Source organism: Desulfonatronospira thiodismutans ASO3-1 (assembly GCF_000174435.1).
GTDB lineage: Bacteria > Desulfobacterota > Desulfovibrionia > Desulfovibrionales > Desulfonatronovibrionaceae > Desulfonatronospira > Desulfonatronospira thiodismutans.
The window spans coordinates 588,585-615,463 of record NZ_ACJN02000002.1 but is presented as its reverse complement, the minus strand read 5'-3'; the positions used below and the strand labels follow the sequence as shown (position 1 = coordinate 615,463).

The window sequence follows — 26,879 nt, the reverse complement described above, 5'->3', positions numbered from 1 at the left end:
AGGACCGGCAGCTCAAGTTGAGTGACAAGTTCGCTTGAGTCGCTAAAGGAAGACAGTCCCCCGGCCGCATGCAAAAACACTGAACAGATACCTCGAATAAGTTTTTAACAGCAAGGAGAAGATGCCATGATAGGATCACAAGGCAAGTATTTTTTCACCTCGGAGTCAGTATCCGAGGGACATCCGGACAAGGTATCCGACTATATATCGGATGCGGTCCTGGACGCCCTTCTGGAGAATGACTCCGAATCCAGGGTGGCCTGCGAGACCCTGGTCACCACCGGCATGGTCTTCATCGCCGGGGAGATCACCTCCCAGGGCTACGCCGATCTGCCAGGCATTGTCCGGGAGACGGTCAAGGACATCGGCTACAACAGCTCGGACATGGGTTTTGACTGGGAGACCTGCGCGGTTATCTCATCCATAGACAAGCAGTCCCCGGACATCGCCCAGGGCGTGGAGAGAAAATCCCCCGAGGAGCAGGGGGCGGGAGACCAGGGCATGATGTTTGGCTATGCCTGCACCGAAACCGACGCTCTCATGCCTGCGCCCATTCACTACGCTCACAAACTGAGCCGCAGGCTGGCCTTTGTGCGCAAGAAAAAAGTCCTGGACTTTCTGCGTCCCGACGGCAAGACCCAGGTGGGCCTGGAGTATGAAAACGGCAGGCCCAAGCGCATCGACAACGTGGTGGTCTCAGCCCAGCATGACCCCAACATCGCCTACCAGGACCTGTCCGATGCCATCAAGAAGGAAGTGATTTTTCACACCCTGCCCCCGGAGCTTATGGATGAGAAGACCAAGATATACATCAATACCACCGGGCGCTTCGTGGTGGGAGGTCCCATGGGGGACTGCGGCCTTTGCGGACGCAAGATAATAAACGACACCTACGGCGGCATGGCCGCACACGGCGGGGGAGCTTTTTCGGGCAAGGATCCTTCCAAGGTGGACCGTTCCGGGGCCTACATGGCCCGCTACGTGGCCAAGAATGTGGTGGCCGCCGGCCTGGCCGAGCGCTGCCAGGTGCAGATAGCCTACTGCATCGGCCTGGCCGAGCCTGTCTCGGTACTGGCCACCTCCATGGGCACCGGGCAGGTGGATGACGAGACCCTGACAAAGGCGGTGCGCGAGGTATTCGACCTGCGCCCCTACTTCATCAGCAAGCGACTGGACCTTAAGCGTCCCATCTACCAGATGACCACCAACTATGGTCATTTCGGCCGGGAAAAGCCGGAATTCACCTGGGAAAAAACAGATGCGGCAGCGGATCTCAAAACCGCCTGCAAGTTGTAGAATTCACGTTCCCCCGGCACAGCCATGGCTGTGCCGGGGGATTTTTATTCATTTTGCGGATGAAAACTAATTGTAGGAAATCGGCTCGCGTTTGACCCTGCGGATGGTTTTGAGTTCATTGAGAAGAAAGTTCATGCGGAAGTATCTTTCCCTTACCTCCTGCCCATACTGGGTAAGACTGTTTTCCTCCCTGTTCACGTAATTGCGCAGCAGATAGCGGTCATTGGCTATCTTTTCCACTGTGGCTATGGCCCGGGTAATGATGTCCGGGAAATAGTTTCCCGTCTCGAATTTCAGTTCTTCCAGCACGCTGTTGCTGTGCTCCAGCATCTGCAGGTAATTGATTTTTTTGTCCTCATACCTTCTTTCAAGAATATCCTGCAGGATGCGTATTTTTCTGGCCTGCCTGATGTAGCTGTATTTCTGCCATACCTCCTGGTACAGGTCGTTCAGGGCCTGAAAATCCTCGAAAAGCTCAGGGTTCAGCAGATAGTTGTCCAGGACTTTGGTCACTCCGGCATAAAATTCGTCGGAATATCCGATGATCCTTCGCTGGTGCTTGCTGAGCCAGGCGTACAAAAACTTGAGCCTTTTTTCGTGAGTGTCGGTGTTTTCAATGATCTCGCGCTTGTATTTGATTCTGCCGGAAAACTCACCCTTGACTATATCGTTTAGTTTCAAGGTCATGAAAAAGGTGTCTTTTATGATATTCAGTTGAGAACAGACTTCACCGGTGCGGGGATGGATCACCTCCTGCCTGAGCACGGACAGGGCCCTTTCCTCCCGGATATTGTCCGGATCATACTGGTGCTGCTTGTACCTGACCCTCAAAATGACCGCCTTTTTCTCCTCGTCCAGAAAGTATCCGTTTTCCTTGAGAAATTTCAAGACATCCTTTTTTTTGGTTTCCACCCTGGCCAGGGCCACCTTTTCCAGGGCTGGATAGAATTTGCAGTCCCCTGTATTATAAAGAGTGGTAATGGTACGGTCGGTCTGACCCAGGGCCCGTATGAGAAACCTCTCACCCATCTTGAACAGCCGCCTGGAAAACAGGGCTGCCGAAGTCCTGCGTTCGGACACCACCGGGTAGCCGTAAAGCTCCATAAGAAACTGGTAGACAAAATTGCGGTTCAGTTCGTAACGCAGGTTGTCGTTGGGCTTGAACTTCTTGATCTGCAGACCGAAGCGTTTGAGTTCAGGGTCCAGGTAGGACGGGAAAGACGCATAGACCCCCGAAAGATAAAATTCGTTTCTGGTGTCCATGCTCATTACGTGCCCCCGGTCCATGTTCAGGATAAAATTCAGCACCCGGGGATAATTGTACAGTTCGGCAATATCAGTTCCGCCCAGTTCGTCCTTGAAGCGCTCCTGGATATTTTTGGGAAGACGGCTCTGAAATGTGGAGACATTGGTATGGCTGATGGTGTCCGGCACAGGACAGGCCTCGCCATGGGTGGTGATGATTTTTGCCCACCTGCTGTGCAGGATGTCGAACTGAAATATTTCGTTGAAGTATTCCAGGGGGCGGGCCAGGGCCACCAGGCTGAATCCCGGCAGGTCTTCATACTCGTAGAGGTCCGACTCGAAGGAGGGAAGAAGTTCCCTGGCTTCCACCAGGGGATAATTATCAGTTTTCAGGAAGGGCCGGATAAGGCACTGGCGGATATGTATCAGGTCCAGGTATTTTTTCAGACTAAGCAGGCTGTTCAGTCTGAACCTGGGCACAGGGATCTTCTGGTCGGACCAGTCGTAGGCATCGGCTTCAAGGAAGTAGTCGTACCATTTTTGCATCAATAAGTCCCTTTGCCCTGAGAGGCGCCTGGCCAGGCACTCAGCAGATCCGCCTGTAACCGTACTGAGATTTAATGGGCCAGTAAAATTAAAGAATTTGCTGCTTTATTCTCCAGCCCGGAAATGACCGGGAGGGTTTCATCGGGTCCATCCAGCGCCGTGCACTTGCTTGCGCTGGAAAACAAGCCCGGCCATTTAACCTGAATGGTTTAAGCCTATAATAAGCCCCGCCAGTGACCATGATTTACAAGTCTGTGCGCCGGGTTATGATGTCCAACCTGTCAGCAGCTGTAAAATATCCGTGCAGACAGGGTGTTCCAGGGGTTTTATGCTCCGGACGGTGATGTTTTTTGCAGTAAGACTTCAGGAAGAATCTCTGACAGGAACCCCCGGGATTTTCGCAGTATCTCCTGGAAGTATCCACGCATGTGTATGCATCGGGGACAGGTTCAGAAAAATTGAGCAGATTGGAGGATCTAAACGCTGATAATTTTTCAAAGGCATGAAACGTGGAAAGGTCTTCAAGGCTCGTCAGTTCCTCAAGGTTTCTTTCCAGGTATGTAACAACGTGGTTTTTCAGCCGTTTCCAGCGGTCAGAATCTTCAAACGGCACAAGCTCCGGCATCCCCTCCCATGATGCACCTGCAAAAAGTTGAAAAATGGGATTCGGCATTTTGACTTGACTTAATAACTCTTTGATTCTGCTGCCGTCTGTCCCGTGCATGGCTTGACCGGACCAGCTCCCGGCAGGCTTATCCCCCGCTGCAGCATCAAGTTTTTCCATTTCCTGAGGCCAGGACATTGTCCATGCACAAGCAAGACGGCAAGCCCCGGTTCATTTTAAGGGGGTGTAGCAGCAAGGCTTTCATAAGTAAAAGTGTTCTGTCCTGGATGCCCTGCCTTAAAAAAACGAAGTGTTCCATGGATGACCCGGGCTTGAAAAATTATTTTGTCACCTACACTTTCAAACCATTTTTTATTTTATAATTATGCTGTATGATTTACAATGTCAACATTAATTGTACTGCTTATTTCATGCTGCAGCATAACACTACAGCGAAACTTATAAAATTTTTCAACCTGTCTAAAGTCATAAGTTTCGCTGTAGTGATAATGTCTGTTTGTAAGCATGCTTACTCAACGGGCAGGAAATAACCCGGGCCGGGATTGTCAAATGTGAGGCAGGTTGAGAACATGGTCTCAGCAACCTGCCGGCACCCAGGAGATGCCGGCAGGTGTTCCGGTTTATTTTTGCAGCATCTTGTCAAAAATCCTCTCGGATTTTTCAGCTGCCTGTTCAGCCCTTTCCGCCGCGTCCTTTACTTCCTGGAGCATGGCATCAAGGTCCTTGCAGCACTCCTCGGCAATTCCAACAGCCTCTCCGGCTTTCACCTCTGCCTCATCAGCCTTGTTCCAGGCTTCGTCCGCCCGGGTGTGAGCCTCATCCGCCCTGGTTTCGGCCTGCTCGGCCTGTGTCCTGACTTCTTCCAGCTGACTCTTGGTTGCGCAACCGCCCATAAAGGTCAGACCAACGAGACAAAGCATACAAAAAAGCGGGATCAAAAATTTTCTGAACATATACAACCTCCTTTTATCTGTATTGTTGAAGAAAGTATTAAACACCATTCATCACCAGGAATAAAGCCCGGCATATCGCTGTTGGTAACAACTGCAGGCACCCCCTTTTTTTCCTCGAGCACCCGTCCCGCCTCGCTCAGATCCACCCAGGGGGCGAGTCCGCTGGCCTGAAGCAGATCCCAGACATGGGAATGCATATCCGCTATTTTGCCGTATACATCGGGGTGCACCTCCAGAAAGATATCACCTCCTCTAAGGCCCAACTTGACCGGTTCATAAATGATCTCCACCTTTGCCCCAGCCTCAACATCGTAAAAAAACTGCTGGATATGTTCCGGATACAATCGGATGCATCCCCGGCTGACCTTTCGTCCCACCCCCCAGGGAAAGTTGGTCCCGTGGATGCCCAGGCTGTCCCTGGAAAGTCCTATCCAGTACCCACCCAGGGGGTTGTCCGGTCCCGGCGGAACCACCACTCTGCTAAAGCCCTCCCTGGCAGAAGGCGGCACTGTCCAGGAGGGGTCTTCAACTCGTTTTTGTACCCTGGCATCCCCGGGCGGAGTCTCAAATCCATCCCGGCCTATGCCCACCGGGTAAGTTCTGACCATGTCGATATCCCTGTAAAACCGGTATAGGCGCATTTCTGGAAGGTTGATCACGATTTCCCCATGCCTGGTGGGAGGAAGAATCCATGTGGTGGGAATATCGATTTTCAGGCCTTCCTCCGGCACCCAGGGATCCAGTTCTGGATGCTTCAGGGAAATTTCATTATAACCCAGGCCGTATTTTCTGGCAATATCCAGCAGAGTTTCTCCCTGTTCTATTCTGTGAGACTGCATGAACCCTATTACAGGGGAAAGACTGGATTGCCCGCCGGATTGATCCAGCGGTCTGTATGGATACGCAGCGCCATACACACCATCCTGGTTAATATTAAAGCCTGACCCCGCTACAAGCAAGATCATCAGCCACAAGAAAATTTTCATTGCTGACGCCGTGCATATTAAATATTGCAGAAAATAAAGCCCCAAAGTCATAGAAAGCTCTGTGAAAAATTCAGCTTTGAAATAATTATAACCTTAATGAGCTTTCAAATGCAAGCTTGAACAGGAGAAGTTTCCTGGTTAAAATTTCGGCGGATGTATCTTTTTTGCTTTGGTTGTTGGCATGGGAAGTTGATCTCCGTGCATTTATTTTTTAACATGTCAATCATCCTTGAGAAAAATAAGTACGGGGATGCCTGATACCCTGCTTTACTTAAAAGCGCTGAACAGATACCGGCGGACCAGGTGATTACAGAGCGGGGTGTTGTTTACAAATGCTGTACAGCCAGCATTGTCAGGGCCGCAACCAGGGGGACCCGCAGGTTGTCGTCCAGGGGAAGTGGTGCGGCTTCAGCAATGCAGGCGGCCAGGGAAGAAGCTGCGCCATGCCAGAAGTATATTCCCGGAAACACCAGTGAGATGAGCAGGGCGGTCGCCAGAAAGGCCAGGGATCCTTCCAGAGTCTTGGGGCTTTTGCCCAGGCGGATGCGGCCCATACGGCGTCCGGCCAGGGCGGCGGCAGCGTCTCCCAGCATGAATATGGTAAAGGCGAATGCCGCCACCTGTACGGGAAAAAAGAGGACCAGAAGAAAGGCCGAGAGCATGGCCCAGGTTGCACCGTTGACAACCACCCTGCCCTGCGGCAGTTCTTTTTCCCTGGGGCGCATAAGAGAGCCGAAAAAATTCACAATCCAGTAGTTCAAGGGGGCTTTGCCGGCCCTGATTATATCAAGTACAATACCCAGAAAAGCAAGGCCTCCGAATATCACTATAGAAGGCGGCTTGCCCAGCAGGAGCATGGCGGCCGGAATTACAAGTGCCAGAACATGCAGGGACTTGCGCATCAGTTCGCGCCTTAAGGGTAGAAATCCTGAGTCATGCCGGCCGTGCATGTCGTGTTTTTGTGGGTCAGGCATATGTGTATATTTTCCTGGTAGCAATTTCAGGTACTGGTCACAGAAACGGGGAGCAAAGTCAAATGGGTACTCATTGCCGGGTCTGCCTTGGAAAAGAACTGGACTTTTTTTATCGGCAGGAAGATCTTGTATACTGGAGCTGTTCCAGTTGTCAGGCGGTCCTGCTTGATGAAAAAAAGCTGCCGGATGCGCACGAGGAATTAAAGCGCTACCAGGAGCACAACAATTACCCGGTCGATGCCGGTTACAGGAATTTTTTGAACAGGCTGGCAAGTCCCCTGCTGCAGAAGATTCCCGGCCGGAGCCTTGGTCTGGACTACGGGTGCGGCCCCGGACCGGCCCTGTCCGTGATACTCAAAAAAGCCGGGCACCGCGTGGAGCTTTACGACCCATTTTTTTACCCGGACAAAATAGTCCTGGAGCAGAAATACAGCTTTATCACCTGCAGCGAGGTGGTCGAGCATTTTCACCGCCCTTATGAGGAATTTGTCCGCCTGGATAAAATGCTCTGCCCCGGCGGATGGCTGGGGATCATGACCTGTTTTTTTCTGCCCGGACATGATTTCGGGCAGTGGCATTACCGCCGGGACCCCACCCATGTGGTCTTTTACCAGCCGCAGACATTTCACCTCCTGGCCGGGATGTTCGGCTGGAGCTGCGAGATACCTGTCCCCAACGTGGTCCTGATGCAAAAAAACCGGTTTTAGTCCCTGAGCCAGTGGCGCAGCTTCACCAGAAGAAGTTCGGCATTGGACAGTTCTGCCCGCTCCCGGAGCAGTTCGGCCAGGACCTCTGGTCGGTCGGTAATGATATTGTCCACGCCCATGTCTATGAACCTGGACATCTCCCGCCTGTCGTTCACTGTCCAGACGTGCAGTTCATGGCCGTGCCGGTGGGCCCTCTGGATATCCTCCACCGTGGTAATGGCCGCGCGCAGACCCAGGGCGTCCAGGAGGCTGCGATCCGGCTCGCCAATGGCTGTATGTACAAAAAGGGAAGTTCTAAGCTCAGGCTCGAGATTTCTGGCTTCTTTCAGGACCTCGGGATCCATTGCCCCCAGAAGGACCTGGTCTACGTAGTCCTTTTCCTGCAAAAGCTCCACCACGATACGGGTCAGATCCGGGGTGTGCCGGCTGGGCTTTATTTCCAGGTAGATTCTGGCCCGGTCCCCCACTACCTCGATGACTTCCTCCAGGGTGGGGATGCCCACCCCTGCAAACCTGGGATGAAACCAGGAGCCGGCGTCCAGGCGCTGTACTTCTTTGAGGTCCAGCTCCCAGATAGGGACCGGTTTGCCCGCCACCCGGCGTAAATCACGGTCGTGCAGAAGTACGGGCACTTTGTCAGCAGTAAGGCGGACATCAATTTCCACATAATCCGCACCGTCCACAATTGCCCTTTCAATGGCCGGGATGGTGTTTTCCGGGGCCAGCATGGAGCTGCCCCTGTGGGCGCTTATGTAGACGTGGTCCTGGAAATCGAAAAAAGAGTGCACTATGAAGCCGGCCTGGACCAGTGCAAATACCAGGAGGACGAGTTCAGCGCTCCAGGCCAGTATTCTGCTTCGTCTCGGAGCAAAGACGCTTTCCCGGAAAGGTTCAAAACCGGTTGTATCTTTGTAGACGTTGAATACGAGCAGGCTGTTGGCCGCTGTGCCGGCAAAACTGAGCATTACGGCCAGGACGATGTAAAAGCTGGTGAAAAAGAGTACTGCAGGCACCAGAACAGTGAAATTTTCCGGCAGAAGCCCCAGGAAGAGCCCGCCCAGAGTATCAAAAAGGACAGCTATAATGCCTGGCAGGGTCAAAATCAAAAGGGCCAGGCCAAGCACAAGAACCGCCACAGGTTTGATCCAGCCCCTGGCCAGTCCGGAGCTTCGCCGCAAGGCATTCCAGGGGCCGGCTCCTTCCAGCAGAACTATTGGCAGGGCCATGAACCAGCGAAGATAAAGAATGCCGTTGCAGACAAGCATGCCAAGGGCTACTGGAGTACATACAGCGCAATATATCCAGAAAATGGGCGGCTTCTGGGAGATAAGGAAGTACGGGTCATAGTCCCCCAGCAAAATGAGCCAGGCCAGGCCCATGACGATTATGAATGGGGCCGCAATGAGCAGGTGTGCCGCCACCTGGATGAGTGCCAGGGCCAATAGTGAGGGCAGATTGCGCCCCACCCGGACAAGGGCCGAGGATGCCAGGCGGTAGCGACCGCTGCAGGACCTGGAGGAGATGTAGATCATCCCGGCATGGTGTATGAAGACTATAAGCACTGTCAGAGTGCCCCCGGCCAGCACCCAGGCCAGTCCTGCAGGGGACAGGAAAAAATCCAGCATCTCCTGGTGGCTGATCATGGGGTGGCCGGTGGTTGTCAGGACTTTGGTAGTGATCCAGGCCGAGGCGGGTGCCAGCAGCATGACAGCCAGAATGCTGAAAAAAATGTGATATATAAAAAGGGGCCGGAAGCAGCGCCCAAGGTCTGATATGATGTTCGAGGCCTGTTTTTTTATCTGCAAGCGGGACAGCTCCTTTATGCTTTAATTTGCTTCCATCCGGAAAGTCTTTCTTTCCGGATGTTGAAGCTGTTTGTTTTCTTTAGGGAAAAGAACCGTTTCCGGATGAAAACTAATCCAGCCTGTCTGCATGGTGAAATCTTTTAAAACGGCAGTCAAGATGCGGCCGGCCCTGCTTTTTACTTCTTTTGAAAAATTCCATGAAAAAGGGGGTTGTCAAAGGAGGGGGAATAAATTATATTTCAAAAAGACATGCCGAGGTGGTGGAATTGGTAGACACGCTAGGTTCAGGGTCTAGTGGGGAACACCCCGTGGGAGTTCGAGTCTCCCCCTCGGCACCATCCTTATAATAATCAAGGCTTCGATTCTTATTGATCGAAGCTTTTTTTGTGCCCTTTTCCTGTCTGGCTGGTTTCAAATCGAAAGCTGCTTATTACAATTTGTACTCAAGATGATCTTAATGTTTATCACTACAAACCCTTTGGCAATGCTTTTCTTATCTGCGGAGATCTGCGCAATCAGCGGCCAAGATTCTTTGCCTTTGATGTTATCAGTTGCATGAAGAAGAAAGATGTTAGCCGCTGATCTCGCCCCAGTGAAATAATAAGAGATTTCACGGGGTAAACTGATCTACGCTGATTAAAATCATTTTGATAGCAATCTAGAATTAGAACCAAATCAGTAAAAAAATCACATCAAAATTTCAGAGGCAATGGCCTGTAGAGGGTGATTCCCTCCGGGTCGATTATTGTATCGTAGGCCAGGACCATAAGGCCCTGCCGGACTGCCTGTCTAAAAACATCCGCAAACTCCGGGTCGATAAAGTCGGCCGGGCCGAAGCAGCGGCAATCGGGCCTTTGCACTAAGTAAAAACAGGCTGTCTGATAACCCGCCTCAGCCATGAGCATAAGCTCCTGCATGTGCTTTGATGCTCTCTTGCTCACCGCATCCGGAAAATATGCCTTTTCTTCCTCCATGAGAGTCACATTCTTGGCTTCAATCCACAGTCGCCCACCGGTTCCGTGCAGGACTGCATCCAGACGGCTGTCCCCGATCACGGCTTCGGAGCGGAAATGTTCAAAGCCCTTGAGTTCAGGGATCAGGCTGTTCTGCCAGGCCAGCCTGAGCATACGGTTGGGAGTGTGTGTATTGACCCCCACCCAGAATTGGCCAGTGTGCACCATTTCCAGCGTGTAGGGCAGCTTGCGGGCCGGATTTGCTGCAGGGGAGAGCAGGATATCCCGGCCCGGCCGCAAAAGGCCCATCATGGAACCGGAGTTGTTGGTGTGTGCGGCAACAGCAGCGCCGTTTATAAGTCCATGGACGGTGAAGCGTTTTTCCCTGGATTGAAAAACCGCCTGCACACAACTCGTGTCAAGAAAAACGGTATTATGCTTACTTCTCTGCATGGAACTGCTCATCTTTGCGGTCTGGATTTCCTGGCTGAACTGACGCCTTTGGTAGCCGGGATACGGCGTACAGGAAACAAAAAAGCATCCAGACGTTGGATTCAAGCCGGCCGGACTGCCTGTGCCGACCGCGTTTATCCATTGTAGGCAGGAAGCTCTAAAAAATACAGTTTTTTAATTTCCATGCCAATATGTATTGACTTTCCGTCATAGTTTTGACAGTACAGGGTAAAAATAGAATCGCGAGGGTTGCCATGAGCGTTGATACTTCAGATATTATCGGGAAGAGCAGGGTGTTGAGGGATGTGTTTAATATGCTGGCCAAGGTTGCGCCTACTGAGACAACGGTTCTGGTTGCCGGGGAGTCGGGCACAGGCAAGGAGTTATTGGTACGCGCCCTGCACAGGAATAGTCAGCGCCGGGATAAACCCATGGTTCCGGTTAATTGCGGGGCTATTCCCAAGGAGCTTCTGGAGTCCGAGCTTTTCGGGCATGAAAAGGGGGCATTCACGCATGCAGTGCGCTCAAGGGCGGGACGTTTTGAAATGGCAGAAGGCGGGACTCTTTTCCTGGACGAAATAGGCGAACTGGATATGAGCCTGCAGGTCAAGATATTGCGTTTTCTGCAGGAAAAGGAGTTTGAAAGGGTAGGCGGTTCCAAAAGCATCAAGGCTGACGTTCGTGTGATAGCCGCCACCAACAGGAATCTGGAGGAAGAGGTAAAATCCGGGTGTTTTCGAGAGGACCTGTTCTACCGTTTGAACGTGATTCCCATAGAACTGCCTCCCCTGCGCAGGCGGGGCGACGATGTCCTGCTTCTGGCTGAACACTTTCTGGACAAATACAGCCGCGGAAGCAAGCCCCTGGGCATTTCCTCCGGGGCAAGGGATCTGCTGCTCAACTATCCCTGGCCGGGCAATGTGCGGGAACTGGAAAATTTCATGGAGCGCATGAGTATTCTGTGTGACAACAATGAAATAAAGCCTGCAGATCTGCCGGAGAAAGTGCTCCAGGCCGGGGGAATAGAACCGGAGTTCAGGCCGGACCAAGGGGATGGTTTTAAGTGGCCCAGCCTGAAAGATATGCAGGAAAGCGGTCTGGATCTCAAGGATTTTCTGGAGAATATCGAGGACAGGCTGCTTCTGGAGGCCCTGGAAAATTCTGAATGGGTGAAGAACCAGGCTGCCGAGGTCCTGGGCATCAAGAGGACCACTCTGATTGAAAAACTTAAAAAAAAGGATCTTGCGCCAGGATCGTCCACCCAGATAGATAAATGATAATGCCTGGCTTTATGATGGTTAATCTTTTGAGGCGGGAGAGACGATTAGGAATTATGAAGTTGATGTTTATCACTACAGCGAAACCTGTGATTAACCTCCGGGGACAGTCCCGTATCTGCCTGGGGTCAATTTCCTGAAATTACTGGAACTTGCCTGGCAACCAAGCAGATGCGGGACTGTCCCCGGTTGAGGCACAATATTATATTTTATAAGCTTTGCTGTAGGGTTGTTCTGTAAATTTTTTATCAGGGTCTGGTTGCAGCGGCCACCATATGAAGTTTAAATATCTGACAGCTATCCTCCTGTTTCTGGTCCAGCTTTGCCTTATGCACGGCCTGGCCGGGGCCATGGAATATTATTGGGGCAGTCATCCGGACCACGAGAGGATTGTCTTCGAGTTCCAGGAGGAGATGCCCGACTACAGTGCCTTCAGAAGCGCCAGAGAGAGGATAGATGTTGTACTGCCGGAGGATATCCGGCAACACATCCGGATTCCTGAGGAAGTGGATTTCTCCGCAGCGGACCTTATCCAGAATGTGCAGTTTCTTGATCACCGGATCCAGATCTACACCGGTTCTGCAGAATTTGGTTTCATTTCATTTACCATACCCGAAGAAAATAAGATAGTCCTGGACATCTTTGAAGACCGCCTTGGAGATAAATGGGAAGCTCCTGTGGAGTTTCCCGAACTGGCTGATGAAGCCCGCCGACAGCCCGAGGAGCCGGAAGAACCACCTGCCCCTGAAGAGGATGCACTGGATGATCCCGGTCTTGAGCCGGAACCGGGACACCGTATGAGACAGCAGGTGCAGAGGGTGGGTCCGGAAGAAGCGGGTCTTGTCCTTCACGAGGCCGATGCAGACAGGGTGGAAGCCCCGCAGGAGACTGAAGAACTGTTTGATCCCCCGGAGGTGCCGGACAGGGAGCCGGATGACCCCGGGGTGACCCCTGCGGAACTGCAGGAGGAGCCGCCTCCTGCTGAAATGGACAGGTACGAGGAAATGATTGCGGCCGGCCAGATGGCCATGTCCGGGGCCGAGTACGCCATTGCAGCGGATATCTTTGAGGAACTCAAAAATGATCCCCAACTGCCGGAAGAACATACCGAAGAAGTACTCTACTCATACGCCCAGGCGAATTTCCAGGAGCACAGCCATGATATTCCGGGCAACTTCCAGGATGTCTTAAGGCCCTTTGAACGGGCTGTAAGCGCCAATCCCGGCTCTGACAGGCTGCCGGAAGCCCTTTTGAATATGGGCTATATCCATCTGCAGGTGGGTAATGAGCCCGAAGCCAGAGGATACTTTGATCTTTTGAGGGACAGGTTTCCGGAGCATGAGGCTGTACCGGCCACCCATTACTACATGGGCGAGCATTACAAGGACCGGGAACGATACGAGGAAGCAGCCGACGAGTTCGAAGAGGTTGTGCAGGAATACCCCCAGGATGACCTGGTCAAGCCCGCGGCGGTGGCCCTGACCAGGGTGCTCAATGAGCTGAACCTTGATGAGCAGGCCGGGGATATGCTGGAGTATATCGACAACCGCTGGCCGAGATATCACCTGGATGACCCGGACTTCCTGGTCCTTGCCGGCAATATCCTCTACCGCAATGAAGATTACCAGGACGCCAGGGAAAAATTCATGCACTACATCAACCTGCTTCCGGACGGAGACCAGGTGGACGTTTCCATGGCCAGGGTGGGAGACATTCTTTATCAGCAGGGGCATGAGGATTCGGCCCGGGAGATGTATGAACAGACTGCAAGGCAATATTCTGATGACGAAGGAGGATTGATAGCCCAGATGCGCCTTGCAGACAGATTCGGGGACGAGACCATCAGGCCCAGGCTTTTATATGAGCGTATCAGCGAAGAGTTTCCGGACAGCCCTCTTGCTCCAGTGGCCCTTTTGCGCCTGGCTGACTGGAATCTGGACAACGGGTTATATGATGAGGCCATGGATAATGTGGAAGATTTTTATGACAGGTATTCTCACCGGGAGATGTGGCCAAGGGCCCTGCAGACCGGGGTGGACGCCTTTGAGAGCCTGGTGGCGGAAAATTTTCCAGATCAGGAATACGACGACATAATTGATGCCTGGGAGAGGCATGATTATTTGAATGAAAATAAGGATATGCTGGATCGCGAGGCCCTTCTGGCCCTGGCCTCGGCCTACTGGGACATGGAAAATATGCAGGAGTCCCTGCGCCTGGCTGAACCTTTTCTGGACATGGACAAAATAGATGAGCACAATATAGCTGCCCTGTCTTTGATGTTGACCATTGCTCTGGATACCAGGGACTGGGAACGAATACTGGACCTGGCGGACCAGGTGGAAGGCTGGGACCTGCCGGAAAACAAGGAGCTGCAGCTCAAGTATGCAACCGCCCTGGCCAAGCAGAACCAGGGCCTGGAAGACGAAGCCCGGCCTCTGTGGAGAGAGCTTGCCGTGGAAACTGATCTGCCGGACAGGCAAAGGGCCTTTGCCCTGTTTTTCATGGCCGAACACTCCATTCAGAGGGAGGAGTATGAAAATGCGTATGTATTTGCCCAGGAATCCCTTGCCCTTTTCCGGGACCAGGATGATCCGGATGTGTCCAGGATCAGGTCCAACCTGGAGTTTCTCATGGATGCCACTGCATACACAGGCAGGCACAGGGAGGCCCTGGGCTGGGCCCTGGAGTTCGAGGACTATATAGAAGAGGATGATCCGGACTGGCCTGCGTATCGTTACCGCCTGGCGAACCTGTATCGCCTCAATGGAGAGCACCAGCGCTGGGAGAGGATTTTACAGGAACTGGCAGAGGACTATCCCCAGGATCTGCACGGACGCATGGCTGAACTGGACTTAAACGCCCAGAGACTGGACAGGGAAGTGGACCGCTTCAGGCAGTAATAAGTGAGTGTTAAATTGATGAAAAGAAATTAGATGGAGGTGTTTATGGACAGAGAACCGGTTGTTGCAGGACAGTTTTATCCAGGTTCGGCAGCAGCCCTGGATGAAAAGTTGAGCAGGTACTTGCAGGGAGAACAGGCCAGCGCCAGAACCCTGCTGGCCATGGTACCCCATGCCGGGTATCCTTTTTCCGGGCCTGTGGCGGGCAAGGTGCTGGCCCGCTCCAATCTGGCCTCAAGGATCATTCTTCTTGGACCCAACCACACCGGACAGGGACAGAGAATAGCGGTCTGGGGAGATGGAAGCTGGAGGCTTCCGGGTGGTGAGGTCATGGTAGACGAGGATACAGCTTCGGTCATAGGCAAGCTGCCTGGTTACTCTTTTGATTACCAGGCCCACCTGAGGGAGCATTCCCTGGAAGTGATCCTGCCTTTTCTGGCCAGGGCTGTTCCAGGATGTAAAATAGTCCCCATATCCGTAGCTGAGCCGGATCTCCAGGTGCTGATGCGGGCCGGCGAGGACCTGGCCCGGACCATCAGGGACCTGGCCCTGGATGTTTCCCTGGTGGTAAGTACGGACATGAGCCACTTTGTACCCCAGGAACAAGCCAGGAGGCTGGATCACATGGCCATTGAAAGAATCCTGGACCTGGATCCTCAGGGACTGCACCAGGTGGTAAAGCAGAACAGAATTTCCATGTGCGGAGTCATGCCCACGACCCTGGGGCTGGCCTGTGTCAGGGAAATGGGGGCCAGGAGCACTGAATTCATTGACTATGCCACATCAGGAGACGCAATAGGGGATTATTCCCAGGTGGTGGGGTATGCCGGAGTGGTTGTGAGTTAGGCCCTCAGCACTAATTTTGGAACAACATGCTGGCAACCAGATTTCTCACACCCTGCCTCTCACCCCTTTAGCGTATAGCCAGGGTTAACCAGGTCTACTTCCATCTGCCGCCCGTCATTGCCGGTCCCGGGCAGGGCCGGCCTGTGCTCCTTGAATCCGTTCAGGAAAGACTTCAGAACATCTTCTGCGTAAACCTGCCTCCGGCAACATTCAGCCCCGTGTTGACTATCCCTGAAAACCTGTACTAAAGAACCAGAGTAGACCACTGTCCAGTCCAAGTCCAAAGGCAGGGGGCATGCTCCTGAAAAAGTATGCCCCGGCCGTGCGGTGTACTGCTGTCAATATTTTTGTACAGCCCAGTGCTTTGACCTGTCACAAAACATGCCGGCTGGAGGAGCCTGATGCAGATATTTTACCTGGCCCTGGCCTCTTTTCTTATCTTGAACATACTGGCTGGACTGTGGAGGGTCATTCAGGGTCCGACCCCGGCTGACCGCATGGTATCGGCGCAGCTCTTCGGCACCACCGGGGTGGCCATACTGCTGGTCCTGGCCCAGGCCCTTGAAGCACCCTATATCCGCAATGCAGCCCTGCTTTTTGCCCTGCTCATGATCATGGCCGTTTTATCCTTTGTGCGCAAAACAGCCCCGCAGCAAAGCCAGACAGGAGATGAAAAATGATATTCGATATTTTCAGCATTATCCTGTGCCTGGCCGGGGCCTTCTTTTTTCTGGGGGGCACTGTGGGGCTCCTGCGCTTTCCGGACACCTACAGCCGCCTGCATGCCCTGACCAAAGCGGACAACCTGGGCCTGGGATTCATCGTACTGGGGCTTATGTTTGCCAGTGCCTCCCTGCCTGAAATAATCAAGCTGGGGCTCATCTGGCTTCTGGCCCTGGTGGGCAGTTCCAGTGCCTGTTACTTCATCGGCAATTATATTTATCATATGCCCTCGCAGGAGGAGGAGTAATTGGCTCTGTTTCTGGACGTTCTGGTGGCCTTCGCCCTGGTGGCCACCGCCTGGAGGATAATGCGCGCTCCGGGCCACTTCCAGGCAGTGGTGCTCTTTATCACCTTCGGGCTTCTTTTGTCCCTGGCCTGGGCCAGGCTGAATTCTCCGGACATCGCCCTGGCCGAGGCCGCCGTGGGTGCGGGTCTGGCCGGGGTGCTGCTTTTAGATACCCTGCGGGCCGTGGCCCAGCCGGGCAAAGTCAAAACCGGGGCGCATTTTTCCTGGCTGCTTTTGCCCTGCCTGCTTCTTGCTGGTCTTCTTTCCCTGTCCATCATACACATTGAGCCTGACTCCCAGGGGCTGATCCGGGCGGTGGAGGCAGGCATGCAGGCCACCAGCCTGGAATACCCGGTCACGGCTGTACTTCTGGATTTCAGGGGCTACGATACCTGGCTGGAACTGGGGGTATTGCTGGCAGCGGTCATGGGGCTTCTGTGCGTACGCCGTAAAGAAAGTATCCGCTCCCCCCTGCTGCCTGCCCCGGCCGAACCGGTGGGGCGCTGGCTCATAAGTATCCTCTTGCCTCTTATCCTCCTGGTGGGAGGTTTTCTCCTCTGGCTGGGGGCTTTTGCCCCGGGAGGGGCATTTCAGGCCGGAGTTGTCTGGGCTGCGGGCGGAGTGCTTCTCTGGCAGGCCGGGCACCCATCCCTGGGAGCTTTGCCGGTAAGCCTGTGGCGCATAAGCGCGGTGCTGGGCTTTGCCCTTTTCTGGCTTCTGGCGGCAGCGGCCCTGTTTCGAAATGAACCAATGCTCACCCACCCCCAGGCCAAGGCCTGGATCCTGGCTGTAGAATATGCTGCAGCCCTGTCCATTGCGGTATGCCTGACCAGCCTGACTATTGGTGGACAGAAGTCAGGGGACAAGGGTCAGGGGGCAGGAGTCAGGGGGCAGAAATCAGAAGTCAGATAACAAATAACAAATAACAAATAACTGATAACCGATAACATAGTACAAGCGGATAAAGTCATGCATGGTTTTTACATATACGCAGTAACGGCAATGCTTCTGTTCTGCCTGGGGCTGTGGGGGCTTGCTTCTCACAAAAACCTTTTGCGCAAGATCGTGGCCTTAAACGTCATGGCCGGGGGCGTGTTTCTTTTATTCATAAGCATTGCCAATCCGGACCAGTCCGGCCAAGTGGACCCCGTGCCCCAGGCCATGGTTTTAACCGGTATCGTGGTGGCCATCAGCCTCACCGCCTTTGCCCTCTTCCTTACCCGGCGTATTCATGAAAAAACCGGGCATGCCGAGCTGGACACCTCCTGCAGCATAGAGGATGAGGAAGGGTAATGGAAAGCCTGCTGGTCCTGGTACCCCTGGCCGCAGCCATGGGCTCTTTCCTGGCTCCGGGCCGGGGTATCGCATCCTGGGGATTTCTCACATCCCTTGTTATTCCCGCCCTGGCCACAGGCCTTGCCCTGGACGTCTACCACCACGGGGCCAGGCGTGTTTCCCTGGGGGGCTGGGCGGAACCCCTGGGTATCCACCTGCATATGGACGGACTGAGTGTGATTTTTCTGCTCATGACCGCCCTTGTAGGAGCCCTTGTCAGTATTTACAGCACCTTTTTCTTTGACAGGGAAAGCGCCCGCCACTTCTGGCCCTTATGGCTTCTCATGTGGGCCGGGCTCAACAGTCTGTTCATGGTCTCTGACGTCTTCAACGCCTATGTGGTGCTGGAGCTGGTCACCATCTGCGCCGCAGCTCTGGCCGTGCTCTCGGGTAAGACAGAATCTTTGCAGGCGGGCCTGCGCTATCTCCTGGTGGCCATGGCCGGCTCCCTGGCTTTTCTCATGGGAGTAGGCTTTTTGTACGCCGAGACCGGCATGCTGGACATGTTCATGCAGTCCGGTGGTCTGCAGGGCGGACCTGTTACAGCAGCAGCCTTCGGGCTCATGACTGCGGGGCTTATCATGAAATCAGCCCTGCTGCCCTTTCACTTCTGGCTGCCCCCGGCCCACGGCGAGGCTCCTGCTCCTGTCAGCGCTCTTCTCTCAGCCCTGGTCATCAAGGGTTCTTTTTTTCTTCTCCTGCGCCTGTGGGTGGGAGTTTTTGAACCAGCCGGGCTCACATATCACGGGGCCTACGTTCTGGGCTGCCTGGGCGTGCTGGCGGTGCTCTGGGGCTCCTATCAGGCCCTGATTCAGGCCAGGCTCAAGCTTATCATCGCCTATTCCAGCGTGGCCCAGGTGGGCTATCTTTTTCTCATGTTCCCCCTTCTGTGCACAGTGCCCGAGGCCCCCTGGGCTGAAAAGGCCTGGGCCGGAGGCACTTACCAGGCCATCTCCCACGGCCTGGCCAAGGCCGCCCTTTTCCTGGCCGCGGGCAACCTGATTCTGTCCACAGGCACCGACAGGATCCATTACATGAAAAACATCGCCTCGCGCCTGCCCATGACCACCTTTACCCTGGGCCTGGCCGGCATAAGCCTCATGGGCCTGCCTCCCAGCGGGGGCTTCGTGGCCAAGTGGATGTTCATGCAGGCCATCCTGGAAAGCGGGCAGTGGTGGTGGGCGGTTGCCCCGGTCCTGGGGGGGCTGCTCACCGCCGGGTATGTCTTCAGGATTCTTGGGCATGCCTTTCTGCTGGCGGAAAAAGAGGCGCGCATGCTTCCTGTGCCCTTTGTCCTGGAAAAAATTCCTCTGATCCTGGCCCTGGCTTCCATCCTCATAGGTTTCCGGGCCGAGGAAGTCATTTTTATGCTGCAGGAGCACATGCTCTGGACGGTTGAGTGGGAGGACGGACCATGAACCTGAACGTCTGGCTGCCCCTGCTGGTCCTGGCCAGCTCTTTGTTTGCCGGGCTTATAATCTTCATGCTTGATGAAAGCCGCAGCAGGCTGCGCACAGCCCTGAACCTCTTTGCCGCGGCCTTCAAGGTGGTGGCGGTGCACTACATGGCCTACAGGCTGCTGGTGCATGGGGAAGTGCATGAGGTGGGATTCAGCATGGGGCTTGGCTTTGAGTTCCTGCTCAAGGTGGATTTTCTGTCCCTCATGTTTCTGGCCCTGTCCAGCAACCTGTGGCTGGTGACCACCCTGTACGCCGTGGGCTACCTGGAGGGCTCGCCCAACCGCAGCCGTTTTTTTGGTTTTTTCAGCCTGTGCGTCACCGCCAGTACCGGCATCGCCATGGCCGGCAACCTGATCACCTTCTTTATCTTTTATGAATTTCTGACCCTGACCACCTACCCCCTGGTGGTGCACCGCGAAACCAGGCAGGCCCTGGAAGCCGGGCGCAACTACCTGTGGTACACCATCGGCGGCGGTTCAGTATTGTTTGTGGGTATTGTCTGGCTGCATGTCCTGGCCGGACCCTTCGATTTCACCGACACCGGGGTGCTTGAGGCTCTGGACCCGGCTCATTACAGCACCCTGATAATAATATTCGCCCTGCTCATCGCCGGGCTGGGAGTCAAGGCGGCTCTGGTGCCTCTGCACGGCTGGCTTCCGGTGGCCATGATAGCCCCGGCCCCGGTTTCGGCTTTGCTGCACGCTGTAGCCGTGGTCAAGGCCGGAGCCTTCGGCATAGTCCGGGTGGTATTTGACGTGTATGACAGGGAGTTTGCAGCAGGCCTGGGACTTCTGGAGCCCCTGGCCTTAGTGGCTGCAGTGACCATAGTTTTCGGGTCGGTGCGGGCCCTGATGCAGACGGATCTCAAGAAGCGACTGGCTTATTCAACCGTGAGCCAGGTTTCCTACATTACTCTCGGGGTGGCCATCCTGGCTCCCTTTTCCACTGTGGCGGCCATCGTGCACCTGGTACACCAGGGCATCATGAAGATCACCCTGTTCTTCTGCGCCGGCAACATCGCCGAGACCCTGGGACTGCACAGCATCAAAGACCTGGGCGGGGTGGGCCGGCGTATGCCGGTTACCGCCATCTGTTTTACTGTTGCGGCCTTCGGCATGATTGGAGTGCCTCCAGTGGCCGGGTTCGTGAGCAAATGGTACCTGGGACTCGGGGGCATGGACGCCGGCCGGGAATGGGTGGTGGGGATCATGGTCCTTAGCAGCATGCTCAATGCGGCCTATTTTCTGCCAGTTGTCAAAACCATCTGGTTCAAGACTCCGCAGAAAAAATGGAAGATACAGCGCGTAAGCCGTTTTGAAGCCCCCCTGACCCTGCTGCTGCCCGCCCTGGCAACAGCCTCCATGTCGCTGTTGGCCGGACTCTGGGCCGGGTGGACCTGGAGTCCCCTGGGTATTGCAAAACAGATAGCCACTGGAATGGGGGCCCTGCCATGATATGGGTTCTGGCTGTTTTTTTCCCCCTGCTTCTGGCGGGCCTGTGCCTGATCTCAAAAATTCAGGACAAATACTGGGGCCGGCTTGCAGTCCTGGGACCTCTTCCGGCTCTGGGTCTGGCTGTTTTTGGATCCGATACGGCCCCTCTGGAGATGCCCAGTTTTTTACTCGGCATGCATCTGGGTTTCGGGGAATACGGCAGGTATTTCCTGCTTCTCATGGCCATGGTCTGGACCGGGGCAGGCTTTTTTTCCGCCTGCAGCATGCACAATGACCCCGACCGGCGCTCCTATACCATCTTGTTTCTGCTGGCCATGTGCGGCACACTGGGTCTGGCAGTGGCCAAGGACGTAGTCACCTTTTACGCTTTCTTCTCGCTTATGACCTTTACCGCCTACAGCCTGGTCATCCACAACGACACCCCCTCAGCCTGGAAGGCCGGGCATGTATACATGGTCACTGCTGTGCTGGGGGAGGGGATGCTTACCGCCGGGCTGATGATTTCGGTGCACGTAGCCGACAGCGTCATGTTTATGGATATTTCCCGGGCCGCTGCAGGACTCTCCCCGGCTCATCCCATGTTTTTTCTGCTGTTTGCAGGCTTCGGCATCAAAGCCGGGATCCTGGGCCTGCACTACTGGCTGCCCCTGGCTCATCCGGCCGCTCCCACCCCGGCCAGCGCAGTACTGAGCGGAGCCATGATCAAGGCCGGACTTCTGGGCTGGCTTTACTTTTTTCCGGTGGAGTCAGCCTCCATGCCCTCCTGGGGAGCATTTTTCATGTGCCTGGGACTTCTGGGGGCTTTTTTCGGAGTTCTGGCCGGACTTCTGGAAAAGGACCCCAAAACCGTCCTGGCCTATTCCAGCATCAGCCAGATGGGACTCATGGCCTTTCTCCTGGGGCTGGCCCTTTTTGATGCCGCACTGGCAAAAACGGCCCTGCCAGGAATCCTGATGTTTGTCATGCACCACGGACTGGCCAAGGCAGCCCTGTTCATCGGGGTGGGAGCCACCAAATACGCCAGGGGGCAGGGGGCCGGCACTTTTCTTCTGCTGGCGGCCCTGGCCCTGCCGGCCCTGGCCCTGGCCGGAGCTCCGCTTACCTCCGGGATACAGGTCAAGTACCTCATGAAGGACCTGGCTTCCATGGGCCCCATGTACTCTGTTACAGGGCTTCTTCTGCCCCTTTCCTCCCTGGGCACAACCCTGCTCATGGCGCATTTTCTCTACCGGATTTTTCAGGCCATGAAACCTGCGGACAAGGCGTACCCCCGGGATCAGGCCCTGGTCTGGCTGGTCATGGTGGCTGCAAGCACCGGCCTGCCCTTTGTATCCGTGCATACATTCGAAATGCTCCCGGCGGCCTGGCAGGCGGATACGGGTTTTATCTGGGGGGGACTGTGGCCGGTAATGCTTGGTGTGCTTATTTATCCGGCAATCAAATTCTGGGTCCCCTTGCAGGCCGCTTTGCATTCCTGGCCGGACACCGTGGAATTAACGGAAAGAATCTGGCGTCTTTCTTATGCCAGGTGGCGCAGCAGCCCGCTTTGCGACCCCACCTGCGGACAGATAAATTTTGTATACATGCTGGACAGATATATTTACGGCCGCAAAAGCATGGAAACCCCCTGCAGCATTGAATTCAGGCTCAGGCAGTGGCCTGTGGCCGGATTTTTATTTGTAGTTCTGACCCTGCTTCTGGCAGGCTTGGGGATGATGATCTGATGAAAGAAAGGCGGAATCTACACATGGTAAATGAGCCGGGAAATCAGGCAAAAAGAAGTCCACGGCCGGGAGTTATTGCCGGGGCAAGGTGCTTTGCCTTTCGCCTGGCCCTTTTCGGGGTTATCTGGTGGGGCCTGGCCGGAGGCAGTTTGCAGGACTGGCCTCTGGGGCTGTTCTTCGTCCTTGCAGCGGCGGTGAGCAGCATGTTCCTTGTGCCCGGGCAGAACCTCCGGCTGCCGGGTCTTCCGGGTTTTATCCCTTTCTTTTTGCACCTGTCCCTGCTGGGGGGTCTTGATGTCACCTCCAGGGCCTTCAGGCCGTCAATGCCCCTTAAGACCGGCATAATCATGCACAGGGTCCAGCTTGAACATCCCACTGCCAGGGTGCTTTTTGTCTGGGTAGTCAGCCTGCTTCCCGGTACCGCCTCGGTGCAGCTTGTGGACCAGAGCCTGCGCATTCATGTCCTGGATGCTGCACAGCCCCACCAGGACAGGCTGAAGGACCTGGAAAAAAGAATCCAGGCCCTGTTCAGGACTTGACCCCGGCTGAAAAAATCAGCCCAGCCAGGGATCGTCATCATCCACCCCGGCAGCCCCGGCCCGGCCTTTTTCCCGCTCTTTGGCCAGATCCAGGGCCGACTGAGTGGTATTGATTGATTTTTGAATCCTGTTGCGCAATTCCGGGTCTGCGGACTGCTGCTCTCTCAGGGCAGCGTAAAGGTTGTCCATGGCCTTTTGTAGGTATGTTTTTTCCTGTGGCATTTAAGTCCTCACTGGGTTTTACGTGCTTTCGATGCTGCTCAGGGCCTGTTCAAACACCTGCTTCTGTTCCTGGCTGAAAAGGACGAACCTGATCTTTTTTACCTGGCGCAGTCCAGTGGCCGCGTCAGCAATTGTTTTTAATGCCACCTGCGCCGCCTTGTCCAGGGGAAAACCAAAGGCCCCCGAAGAAATGGCCGGAAAGGCTATGGAGTCCACATGGTGCTCTTCAGCCAGGCTCAAGGCTCTTTTGTAGCACCTGGCCAGTAGTTCGTCCTCGGGCCGGTCCACACCGTAAACAGGCCCCAGGCAATGAATAACGTACCTGTTGGGCAGGTTGTGTCCCCCGGTAAGCACCGCCTCTCCAGGCCTTATGGGCGCCAGGGGGCGGCATTCTTCTTCCAGTCCGGGACCGGCCTTCTGGTGCAGGGCCCCGGCCACGCCTCCGCCGGGCCTCAGCTGCGAGTTTGCCGCATTTACCACTGCGGTTATGTCTTCCTGGGAGGCTATGTCGCCCTGGACGCATTCCACCCTGACCCTGGAAATTACCTTGTGCATATCCCGGCACCTCCTGTTTTCCGGTTTACATGCTCTGCCGACCTGCATTCCCGGACAGCTGGAGCACAAATCATTATGGTTAATTCTTACGTCTATATTAACAATAATCCCCGGATTTTCCAAACCAAAAAACCGGCCTGAAAACTTCTGGCGGAGGCTTGACCAGACCCTGAGGATGACCTATGATGCATAAATCAGATTGTTTGCCATGTACGGGAAACCACCGGACAAAAAGTCCGGCAGGATATTAAGGATATTAATCTTTAGATAATCCCGCACACGCTTTCTCAAGTCTTGCTGAATCACTCTCTGGTCAAGGTTCTGGCCTCAGTTGCCTGTACCGGCCTGAGATGTGGGTTCAGCCCTTTACCCCTGCATGCCCGGGATCAGACGCAAAGGTAAAGGCTTGATTAAAACGTGTGCGGGATTAAGTTGTTTCTAACCCAAAACACGAGAGAATTCAGGTATGAGCGACAGCATCCCCATTTCAGAGGAAGGTTTTGCAAGACTTAAACAAGAACTGGAAAAACTCCAGGCCGAACGCCCCGAGGTGATCCAGGCCATCAAGGAAGCCCGCGAGGAAGGCGATCTCAAAGAAAACGCCGGCTACGACGCGGCCAGGGAACGCCAGGGCCTTCTGGAGGCCAAGATTGCCCAGATAACTTCACGTATGCCCATGTTCAACATCATCGACCTGGACACCATGGATGGCAACAAGGTATGCTATGGGGCCACAGTGGAAATAGAAAACGTGGACACCGGCGAAGTTAAAAAATATACTCTGCTCGGCCCTGATGAGACCGATTTTGTTCCAGATTCTCTGTCCGTTTTTTCTCCCCTGGCCCGGGCCCTCATGGGCAGAGAGGTGGGCGATGAAACAGTGGTAAACGCCCCCAAAGGCAAGATCGAGTACGAAATCCTGGATATCAAGTTTTACGGCTCCTCCATCTTCAAAGATGGCTAAGGCAGGATCATGGATCCTGGATCCGCACTTTCGCAACCTGAATCTTCAGGCATAAAGACCCCCCGGGCCTTAGTCCGACAGGCCCGCTCAGGAAAACTGCTTTCATTTGACGGCCTTGAGGGCATAATCAAGGCTCATACTGCCGAAGAGGTCCTGCCCGCACTGCAGCAGGTGGAACAGCAGGTTGAAGGCCACAGCCTTTTCGCTGCCGGGTTTGTCTCCTACGAGGCCTCTTTGGCCTTTGATCCTTATTTAAAAGTCCGCCCGGACGATTCAGGTTTTCCCCTTCTGTGGTTCGGACTTTTTTCCGGTATGCGGGAAACAGAACTGCCCCGCCCGGACTCCCGGGTTTCTCTGGAGGGCCTGAACTGGTCGCCCTCCATTACCCCCGGGGAATACTCCAGTTCCCTGGACCGCATCCGGGAATATATCCGGGCCGGAGATACCTATCAGGTCAATTTTACCTACAGGTTAAGAGCTGAATGCTCCCTTGATCCCCTGGACATCTTCTGCACCATCTACCGCTCTCAGGATCCTCCATACGCAGCCTTCATTGATACCGGAGAGTTCGCCCTGTGCAGCTTTTCCCCGGAGATGTTTTTCACCCTCAAGGGACAGACCCTGAGGTCCAGGCCCATGAAAGGCACCGCTGCCAGGGGCCTGGACAACATCCAGGACCGGCATGCGGCCCGGGAGCTTGAAAAATCGGAAAAAGACAGGGCCGAAAACGTCATGATAGTGGACATGGTCCGAAACGACATGGGCCGCATAGCCCATCCGGGAAGCGTGCATGTTCCGCAGCTGTTTTCCGTGGAAAAGTATTTCGATGTCTGGCAGATGACTTCTCTGGTAGAGAGTTCTACATCCGCTCCCCTGGACGCGATTTTTTCATCTCTTTTCCCACCTGCCTCCATTACCGGAGCCCCCAAGATCAGAACCACGGAAATCATCGCTGAACTGGAAACCGCACCCAGGCGCATCTACACCGGGGCCATGGGCTATGTAGCTCCGGGCAGGCAGGCCCAGTTCAACGTGGCCATCCGCACCCTCCTTCTGGACCAGACAAAAAGCCTGGCCGAATACGGCATCGGCGGAGGCATAGTCTGGGACTCCAGAACGGACATGGAAATGAACGAGTCCAGGGTCAAGGCCAGGGTCCTGGCCACTCCAGGCCCTGGCTTCGATCTTTTGGAAAGCATTTTGTGGCAGCCTTCAAAAGGCTTTCCCTATTTGAGCATGCACCTCGAGCGCCTGCAGGAATCTGCTGAATACTTTGACTTTCCCCTGGACCTGCAGCGAGTGCACAGTGAGTTGCAGGATCTGGGTGCTGCCCTGCCCCAGGAGCCGCACAAAATACGCCTGCTGGTATCCAGGAAGGGTGCGGTGAAGGTGCAGGCAGTGAAGCTTGATACGCAGAATCCCGGTTTTTCCCGTCTGCCCCTGGCCGCCTCAGCGGTGGATCCAGACAACAGGTTCTTATACCACAAAACCACCAACAGGGAAGTGTACAATCAGGCCCTGGCTGCCAGGCCCGGCTGCCGGGACGTGCTTCTATACAATCATCGCGGCCAGGCTACCGAATCCACCATTGCCAACCTGGCAGTAGAAAAAAACGGGGAACTGCTCACCCCCCCGGTAAGCTGCGGCCTGCTGCCCGGAGTGTACCGTTCTCTTATGCTGGAGCAGGGCGTCATCCGCGAAAGTGTGCTGAGCATCCAGGACGTACTGGACAGCCCAAGGGTCTTTCTCATGAACAGTGTCCGCGGCATGCACCAGGTGGACATTATTTCCTGACATCAAAAAAAGTTGCGCCCGGGCCGGATTATCAGTATTGATCCCGGCAGACGGATCACCTGCCGACAACACCTGTAGTTATATTCCCGGGCCTGTTAGCACATACATTTTGTAACCATTCAGGGGATTTCTCGGTGGTGATTACTGGCACCAGGCCCTGGGGACTGTCACGCACTCATTTTTCTAAGGCGGGCTATGCCCGCAACCCAATAAATAAAAGAGTTTTTTGACAGGATTAACAGGATTAAGAGATTGAT

Annotated in this window: 25 protein-coding genes and 1 tRNA gene; 16 read left to right on the top strand and 10 right to left on the bottom strand. The window is 54.6% G+C overall.

Annotated features, from left to right (window positions below):
- Positions 1–126 precede the first annotated feature (126 nt).
- Complete coding sequence (metK, locus tag DTHIO_RS09025; RefSeq protein WP_008870001.1) at positions 127–1,296, top strand: methionine adenosyltransferase; 1,170 nt, start codon at positions 127–129, stop codon at positions 1,294–1,296.
- Between the two features lie 66 nt (positions 1,297–1,362).
- On the opposite strand, the gene DTHIO_RS09020 is transcribed toward metK, so the two are convergent.
- The 5 genes from DTHIO_RS09020 to DTHIO_RS08995 form a co-directional block, all read right to left on the bottom strand.
- On the bottom strand, positions 1,363–3,087 hold the full coding sequence (locus DTHIO_RS09020; RefSeq protein WP_008870000.1) for a hypothetical protein: 1,725 nt from the start codon (positions 3,085–3,087) through the stop codon (positions 1,363–1,365).
- 244 nt (positions 3,088–3,331) lie between these two features.
- A complete protein-coding gene (locus tag DTHIO_RS09015) occupies positions 3,332–3,889 on the bottom strand; it encodes a hypothetical protein (protein ID WP_040418227.1) in 558 nt (185 codons plus the stop codon).
- Between the two features lie 443 nt (positions 3,890–4,332).
- Positions 4,333–4,665, bottom strand: a complete 333-nt coding sequence (locus tag DTHIO_RS09005; protein WP_008869997.1) for an Lpp/OprI family alanine-zipper lipoprotein — start codon at positions 4,663–4,665, stop codon at positions 4,333–4,335.
- The gene (locus DTHIO_RS09000; protein WP_161598655.1) at positions 4,647–5,504 is read right to left on the bottom strand and encodes a L,D-transpeptidase family protein; all 858 of its coding nucleotides are present in this window, start codon (positions 5,502–5,504) and stop codon (positions 4,647–4,649) included. Before DTHIO_RS09000 ends, DTHIO_RS09005 begins: the two co-directional genes overlap by 19 nt.
- 473 nt (positions 5,505–5,977) lie before the next feature.
- Positions 5,978–6,625, bottom strand: a complete 648-nt coding sequence (locus DTHIO_RS08995) for a diacylglycerol/polyprenol kinase family protein (RefSeq protein ID WP_008869995.1) — start codon at positions 6,623–6,625, stop codon at positions 5,978–5,980.
- Positions 6,626–6,687: 62 nt separating this feature from the next.
- Between DTHIO_RS08995 and DTHIO_RS08990 the strand changes: the two genes are divergently transcribed.
- Complete coding sequence (locus tag DTHIO_RS08990; protein WP_008869994.1) at positions 6,688–7,332, top strand: class I SAM-dependent methyltransferase; 645 nt, start codon at positions 6,688–6,690, stop codon at positions 7,330–7,332.
- Here the strand turns inward: DTHIO_RS08990 and DTHIO_RS08985 are convergent.
- Complete coding sequence (locus DTHIO_RS08985; RefSeq protein WP_008869993.1) at positions 7,329–9,137, bottom strand: glycerophosphodiester phosphodiesterase family protein; 1,809 nt, start codon at positions 9,135–9,137, stop codon at positions 7,329–7,331. The two genes, DTHIO_RS08990 and DTHIO_RS08985, sit on opposite strands and share 4 nt — an antisense overlap.
- A 251-nt stretch (positions 9,138–9,388) precedes the next feature.
- On the opposite strand from DTHIO_RS08985, the gene DTHIO_RS08980 reads away from it, so the two are divergent.
- Positions 9,389–9,475 (top strand) — tRNA-Leu (locus tag DTHIO_RS08980).
- A gap of 354 nt (positions 9,476–9,829) precedes the next feature.
- Here the strand turns inward: DTHIO_RS08980 and sfsA are convergent.
- Positions 9,830–10,543 (bottom strand): DNA/RNA nuclease SfsA, encoded by a 714-nt coding sequence (sfsA, locus tag DTHIO_RS08975; protein WP_008869992.1) that lies wholly within the window; start codon positions 10,541–10,543, stop codon positions 9,830–9,832.
- Positions 10,544–10,797: 254 nt separating this feature from the next.
- Here sfsA and DTHIO_RS08970 point away from each other — a divergent pair, with 254 nt between their 5' ends.
- The 3 genes from DTHIO_RS08970 to amrB all read left to right on the top strand — a co-directional run bounded on the left by DTHIO_RS08970 (position 10,798) and on the right by amrB (position 15,566).
- Entirely contained in the window at positions 10,798–11,820 is a 1,023-nt protein-coding gene (locus tag DTHIO_RS08970; protein WP_008869991.1) for a sigma-54 interaction domain-containing protein, read from the top strand.
- A 275-nt stretch (positions 11,821–12,095) separates the two neighbouring features.
- Positions 12,096–14,720 carry a tetratricopeptide repeat protein gene (locus DTHIO_RS08965; RefSeq protein WP_008869990.1) on the top strand — a complete coding sequence of 875 codons (2,625 nt, stop codon included), beginning with the start codon at positions 12,096–12,098 and terminating at the stop codon, positions 14,718–14,720.
- Between the two features lie 45 nt (positions 14,721–14,765).
- Positions 14,766–15,566, top strand: coding sequence for an AmmeMemoRadiSam system protein B (amrB, locus tag DTHIO_RS08960; protein ID WP_008869989.1), 801 nt, complete (start codon positions 14,766–14,768; stop codon positions 15,564–15,566).
- Between the two features lie 59 nt (positions 15,567–15,625).
- Here amrB and DTHIO_RS08955 read toward each other — a convergent pair whose 3' ends face one another.
- Positions 15,626–15,850 (bottom strand): hypothetical protein, encoded by a 225-nt coding sequence (locus tag DTHIO_RS08955; protein WP_040418226.1) that lies wholly within the window; start codon positions 15,848–15,850, stop codon positions 15,626–15,628.
- 117 nt (positions 15,851–15,967) lie between these two features.
- Between DTHIO_RS08955 and DTHIO_RS08950 the strand changes: the two genes are divergently transcribed.
- From DTHIO_RS08950 to DTHIO_RS08915, 8 genes are read left to right on the top strand one after another with little or no spacing between them, the layout of a single operon-like run.
- The gene (locus tag DTHIO_RS08950) at positions 15,968–16,246 is read left to right on the top strand and encodes an MrpF/PhaF family protein (protein ID WP_008869988.1); all 279 of its coding nucleotides are present in this window, start codon (positions 15,968–15,970) and stop codon (positions 16,244–16,246) included.
- Positions 16,243–16,536, top strand: a complete 294-nt coding sequence (locus DTHIO_RS08945; protein ID WP_008869987.1) for a cation:proton antiporter — start codon at positions 16,243–16,245, stop codon at positions 16,534–16,536. Before DTHIO_RS08950 ends, DTHIO_RS08945 begins: the two co-directional genes overlap by 4 nt.
- On the top strand, positions 16,537–17,487 hold the full coding sequence (locus DTHIO_RS08940) for a hydrogenase subunit MbhD domain-containing protein (RefSeq protein WP_008869986.1): 951 nt from the start codon (positions 16,537–16,539) through the stop codon (positions 17,485–17,487).
- Between the two features lie 57 nt (positions 17,488–17,544).
- Positions 17,545–17,868 (top strand): sodium:proton antiporter, encoded by a 324-nt coding sequence (locus tag DTHIO_RS08935; RefSeq protein ID WP_008869985.1) that lies wholly within the window; start codon positions 17,545–17,547, stop codon positions 17,866–17,868.
- Positions 17,868–19,328: a complex I subunit 5 family protein gene (locus DTHIO_RS08930; protein ID WP_008869984.1), complete on the top strand. Its 1,461-nt coding sequence runs from the start codon at positions 17,868–17,870 to the stop codon at positions 19,326–19,328. Before DTHIO_RS08935 ends, DTHIO_RS08930 begins: the two co-directional genes overlap by 1 nt.
- Positions 19,325–20,824, top strand: a complete 1,500-nt coding sequence (locus DTHIO_RS08925; RefSeq protein WP_008869983.1) for a complex I subunit 5 family protein — start codon at positions 19,325–19,327, stop codon at positions 20,822–20,824. The genes DTHIO_RS08930 and DTHIO_RS08925 overlap by 4 nt, the downstream gene beginning before the upstream one ends.
- Complete coding sequence (locus tag DTHIO_RS08920) at positions 20,821–22,548, top strand: complex I subunit 5 family protein (protein WP_008869982.1); 1,728 nt, start codon at positions 20,821–20,823, stop codon at positions 22,546–22,548. The genes DTHIO_RS08925 and DTHIO_RS08920 overlap by 4 nt, the downstream gene beginning before the upstream one ends.
- Positions 22,548–23,087: a Na+/H+ antiporter subunit E gene (locus tag DTHIO_RS08915; RefSeq protein WP_083803964.1), complete on the top strand. Its 540-nt coding sequence runs from the start codon at positions 22,548–22,550 to the stop codon at positions 23,085–23,087. The genes DTHIO_RS08920 and DTHIO_RS08915 overlap by 1 nt, the downstream gene beginning before the upstream one ends.
- 15 nt (positions 23,088–23,102) lie before the next feature.
- Here the strand turns inward: DTHIO_RS08915 and DTHIO_RS08910 are convergent, their stop codons facing one another.
- The gene (locus tag DTHIO_RS08910) at positions 23,103–23,309 is read right to left on the bottom strand and encodes a hypothetical protein (protein ID WP_008869980.1); all 207 of its coding nucleotides are present in this window, start codon (positions 23,307–23,309) and stop codon (positions 23,103–23,105) included.
- Positions 23,310–23,327: 18 nt separating this feature from the next.
- Positions 23,328–23,864 carry a macro domain-containing protein gene (locus DTHIO_RS08905; RefSeq protein WP_008869979.1) on the bottom strand — a complete coding sequence of 179 codons (537 nt, stop codon included), beginning with the start codon at positions 23,862–23,864 and terminating at the stop codon, positions 23,328–23,330.
- Between the two features lie 466 nt (positions 23,865–24,330).
- Between DTHIO_RS08905 and greA the strand changes: the two genes are divergently transcribed.
- Complete coding sequence (gene greA / locus DTHIO_RS08900; protein WP_008869978.1) at positions 24,331–24,828, top strand: transcription elongation factor GreA; 498 nt, start codon at positions 24,331–24,333, stop codon at positions 24,826–24,828.
- Between the two features lie 9 nt (positions 24,829–24,837).
- Entirely contained in the window at positions 24,838–26,622 is a 1,785-nt protein-coding gene (gene pabB / locus DTHIO_RS08895) for an aminodeoxychorismate synthase component I (protein WP_008869977.1), read from the top strand.
- Positions 26,623–26,879 lie beyond the last annotated feature (257 nt).

Excerpts from the sequence above, each read along its gene's own strand:
- DTHIO_RS08995 (WP_008869995.1), bottom strand. The coding sequence starts at position 6,625 with ATGCCTGACCCACAAAAACACGACATGCACGGCCGGCATGACTCAGGA.
- DTHIO_RS09005 (WP_008869997.1), bottom strand. The coding sequence starts at position 4,665 with ATGTTCAGAAAATTTTTGATCCCGCTTTTTTGTATGCTTTGTCTCGTT.
- greA (WP_008869978.1), top strand. The coding sequence starts at position 24,331 with ATGAGCGACAGCATCCCCATTTCAGAGGAAGGTTTTGCAAGACTTAAA.
- DTHIO_RS09020 (WP_008870000.1), bottom strand. The coding sequence starts at position 3,087 with ATGCAAAAATGGTACGACTACTTCCTTGAAGCCGATGCCTACGACTGG.
- DTHIO_RS09015 (WP_040418227.1), bottom strand. The coding sequence starts at position 3,889 with ATGTCCTGGCCTCAGGAAATGGAAAAACTTGATGCTGCAGCGGGGGAT.
- DTHIO_RS08915 (WP_083803964.1), top strand. The coding sequence starts at position 22,548 with ATGAAAGAAAGGCGGAATCTACACATGGTAAATGAGCCGGGAAATCAG.
- DTHIO_RS08930 (WP_008869984.1), top strand. The coding sequence starts at position 17,868 with ATGGAAAGCCTGCTGGTCCTGGTACCCCTGGCCGCAGCCATGGGCTCT.
- DTHIO_RS08965 (WP_008869990.1), top strand. The coding sequence starts at position 12,096 with ATGAAGTTTAAATATCTGACAGCTATCCTCCTGTTTCTGGTCCAGCTT.
- DTHIO_RS08935 (WP_008869985.1), top strand. The coding sequence starts at position 17,545 with ATGCATGGTTTTTACATATACGCAGTAACGGCAATGCTTCTGTTCTGC.
- DTHIO_RS09000 (WP_161598655.1), bottom strand. The coding sequence starts at position 5,504 with ATGCAGTCTCACAGAATAGAACAGGGAGAAACTCTGCTGGATATTGCC.
- DTHIO_RS08945 (WP_008869987.1), top strand. The coding sequence starts at position 16,243 with ATGATATTCGATATTTTCAGCATTATCCTGTGCCTGGCCGGGGCCTTC.
- DTHIO_RS08950 (WP_008869988.1), top strand. The coding sequence starts at position 15,968 with ATGCAGATATTTTACCTGGCCCTGGCCTCTTTTCTTATCTTGAACATA.
- DTHIO_RS08990 (WP_008869994.1), top strand. The coding sequence starts at position 6,688 with ATGGGTACTCATTGCCGGGTCTGCCTTGGAAAAGAACTGGACTTTTTT.
- DTHIO_RS08920 (WP_008869982.1), top strand. The coding sequence starts at position 20,821 with ATGATATGGGTTCTGGCTGTTTTTTTCCCCCTGCTTCTGGCGGGCCTG.
- metK (WP_008870001.1), top strand. The coding sequence starts at position 127 with ATGATAGGATCACAAGGCAAGTATTTTTTCACCTCGGAGTCAGTATCC.
- amrB (WP_008869989.1), top strand. The coding sequence starts at position 14,766 with ATGGACAGAGAACCGGTTGTTGCAGGACAGTTTTATCCAGGTTCGGCA.
- DTHIO_RS08970 (WP_008869991.1), top strand. The coding sequence starts at position 10,798 with ATGAGCGTTGATACTTCAGATATTATCGGGAAGAGCAGGGTGTTGAGG.
- DTHIO_RS08910 (WP_008869980.1), bottom strand. The coding sequence starts at position 23,309 with ATGCCACAGGAAAAAACATACCTACAAAAGGCCATGGACAACCTTTAC.
- DTHIO_RS08925 (WP_008869983.1), top strand. The coding sequence starts at position 19,325 with ATGAACCTGAACGTCTGGCTGCCCCTGCTGGTCCTGGCCAGCTCTTTG.
- DTHIO_RS08905 (WP_008869979.1), bottom strand. The coding sequence starts at position 23,864 with ATGCACAAGGTAATTTCCAGGGTCAGGGTGGAATGCGTCCAGGGCGAC.
- pabB (WP_008869977.1), top strand. The coding sequence starts at position 24,838 with ATGGATCCTGGATCCGCACTTTCGCAACCTGAATCTTCAGGCATAAAG.
- sfsA (WP_008869992.1), bottom strand. The coding sequence starts at position 10,543 with ATGCAGAGAAGTAAGCATAATACCGTTTTTCTTGACACGAGTTGTGTG.